The 685-nt window shown below is 47.9% G+C and carries 1 protein-coding gene; it reads left to right on the top strand.

Features of this window, described 5'->3' with window-relative positions; genetic code table 11:
• Positions 1–121: 121 nt before the first annotated feature.
• Positions 122–685, top strand: a 564-nt coding sequence (gene hxlA, locus F8N00_RS18215) for a 3-hexulose-6-phosphate synthase (protein WP_421018773.1), incomplete at its 3' end; no start/stop codon positions are given.

Here is a 685-nt window from a genome sequence, read left to right as displayed (position 1 = left end):
AAATTAAAAGTGCGTACTTCTCAAGAATGCTCCTGCGGATTATATTTAGTCGTGTTCCTTCATGAACGTTTGAAGGAAGTGTCAGGTACGACAATATAGAGAAGAATGGGAGAGATTCAGAATGAAATTACAACTCGCGATTGATTTAGTCGATACAGCAGGTGCGATTGCTTTAGTCAAAGAAATCGGGGAAGACAATTTAGATATCGTTGAGATCGGCACACCGGTCGTCATCAACGAAGGACTCCGCGCCGTCAAAGAAATGAAAGCCGCATTCCCGAACTTAACGGTCCTCGCTGACTTGAAGATTATGGATGCTGCCGGCTACGAAGTCAGCCAAGCTGTCGCACATGGTGCCGACATCGTGACGATCCTTGGGGCAGCGGAAGACATGTCAATCAAAGGGGCAGTCGAAGAAGCGAAAAAATCGGGCAAACAGATTCTCGTCGACATGATTGCTGTGAAAGATATCGCAACACGTGCGAAAGAACTGGATGCATTAGGCGTCGACTACATCTGTGTCCACACAGGTTACGATCTCCAAGCAGTCGGTCAAAACTCGTTCGAGGATCTCGCGACAATCAAATCGGTTGTGACAAACGCAAAAACAGCTGTTGCGGGTGGCATCAAGATGGAGACGTTACCGGAAGTCATCGCTGCACGTCCTGACCTGATCATCGTCGGT

This window comes from Exiguobacterium sp. A1_3_1, assembly GCF_048985645.1.
Classification (GTDB): Bacteria; Bacillota; Bacilli; order Exiguobacteriales; family Exiguobacteriaceae; genus Exiguobacterium_A; species Exiguobacterium_A indicum.
The sequence above is the reverse complement of the archived record's forward strand: the minus strand, read 5'-3'. Positions and strand labels throughout refer to the sequence as shown.